We start from the raw sequence: 1,961 nt of genomic DNA, 5'->3' as shown, positions 1-1,961 counted from the left end.
GTCGGGCGTCAGCCCAGGAGGCCGCCGATCGGGTTCCGGTTGCCGCCCGAACCTCCGCCGTTGCCACCTCCGCCGCCGGAGCCGCCGTCGCCGGACCCGCCCGTACCGCCACTGCCGCCGCTCCAGGCGCCGCCGTCACCGGACGAGGAGGGGCCGGAGCTGCTGGACGGCGGGTTCACCGGCTCGGACTGCGTCGGGGACTGCCGGCCGTCGGTTCCCCGGGACTGGCTGGGGCTGCCCGACTCTCCGACGCGTGCGGTCTCGCCGGCCGTCTGGGACGGCTCGGCCTTCTCGGCGGAGGGGCTGCTCGTCTCGCTCTTCGACGGCTCGGGCTGCCGCTTCGCCTCGCTGGAGGGGCTGCGTCCGCCCGTTTCGCTCGGCAGCGGGGCGCCCGGGAGGTGGTTGGTCGGGTCGACGTTCGGGCCCGGTACGGTCACGAGCTCCGTGGACCGTACGGCGCCGCCGAGGATCGAGCCGATCAGCAGCGTCAGGCCGACGACGACGGCGGCGAGGACTCCGCCGCGCCGCAGCACCCGGCGACGCAGCTCCCACAGCTCGGAGCGGGGGCCGAGCTTCCGCCAGGCCTCGCCCGCGAGTCGCCCGTCCACCGAGTAGACGGGGGCGCCGGCGATGATCAGCGGGGACCAGGCGGCGAGGTTCATGATGTCCGGTGCGTCGTACACCGGGACGGTCCGCCAGGTGACGGTCATGATCAGTGCGGCGGAGAGCAGCGCGCCGACGACGGCCGCGACGCGCTGCCAGAGGCCGAGGACGGTCAGTACGCCGACGACGACCTGCAGGAACGCGACGGTGAGTCCGGCGCCGACCGGATGCGAGAGCGCGAAGTCGCGCAGCGGTTCGGCGAGTGCCCAGGGCTCCAGGGAGGTCAGCCACTTGACCATCGAGCCGCGCTCGCCGCCGTCGAAGTAGACGGGGTCGCAGAGCTTGCCCATGCCCGCGTAGATCGAGATGAAGCCGAGGAAGACGCGGAGCGGGAGCAGTACGACGCCGAGATTCATCCGGCGGCCGGGGTAGTAGGCGTGCCGGACGGCGCCCTGCGCGGTGGTAGCGGGCGGCCGCTCGCCGATGTCGTAGGTGAAGTCGGGCTCTTCCTCGGCCTCTTGCCCGTAGGGCTCGTACGCGTCGTACGCGCCCTCCGCCTGTCGCATCGGCGGCAGCAGTGGTCGTGGTCGTCCGTGGCGGCCGCCCTGGGCGCCGATGACGGGCGTGGGCATGGTGTCGGAGGCCAGGTCGACGCGGGGGATGACCTGGGTGGCGGCGCCGCCGTCGTAGCCTCCTCCGGCGTGCGTGACCGCCCCGGAGCTGCGCATGGCCTGCAGCAGGCCGGTGGCGCCCGGGTCGCCCGGAGCGGACTTCCCGCTCCACACGACGGGCGCACGGCGCCGCCCCGTCGCTCCTGCGCCACTGAAGGCGGGGATCCTGGCGGTGTCCGCCGTGCCTCGCGCGGGGTGTGTGGTCCGGCTCGGGCCGAGTCTCACCCGGAAGCTGGCGTGGTTCACGATGACCTGCGCGGGATCGCAGTTCACCTTGACCATGCTCAAGGGGAGCTGCTCGTCGAACCCGGGCCGGGGCGTTCTGGTGTCCACACTCATCTAACCGAGTGACCTGTGTTTAGGACACTGCCTTGACGGCCCTGAAATGTCCGAGACCCGTCAAGATCGGCAAATCGTTCCGAGTTGAGGAACCAGCGTTCGGTCGTGCCGCGTCAGTCGCCTCTCGGATCAAGGGAGTTGAGGGAATGTGACGGAGAGAGGAAGGCGGATCCAGGTCCGACGGCGCCGACGGCGCCGGCAGGGGCGGCGGGGGCGGCTCACGAACCGCCGGTCGGCTCGTCTTCGGGGGTTTCACCGTCCCGTGACGGCGCAGGCGCTCGGCGACCAGTGGCTCCCGTCCGGCCCGCCGCCGCGCCCACGCCCCTGTGCGGGGGTACGCCGTACCCC

1 protein-coding gene is annotated in these 1,961 nt (G+C 72.8%); it reads right to left on the bottom strand.

The features are described from left to right. Window positions 1-8: 8 nt before the first annotated feature. The gene (locus ACWGI8_RS43665) at window positions 9-1,613 is read right to left on the bottom strand and encodes a DoxX family membrane protein (protein WP_453669103.1); all 1,605 of its coding nucleotides are present in this window, start codon (window positions 1,611-1,613) and stop codon (window positions 9-11) included. Window positions 1,614-1,961 lie beyond the last annotated feature (348 nt).

Source organism: Streptomyces sp. NPDC054841 (assembly GCF_053611045.1).
This window is presented reverse-complemented; position numbering and strand designations above follow the sequence as displayed.

Bases quoted from the DNA above. Each gene is read 5' to 3' on its own strand.
- ACWGI8_RS43665 (WP_453669103.1), bottom strand. From the start codon at position 1,613: ATGAGTGTGGACACCAGAACGCCCCGGCCCGGGTTCGACGAGCAGCTC.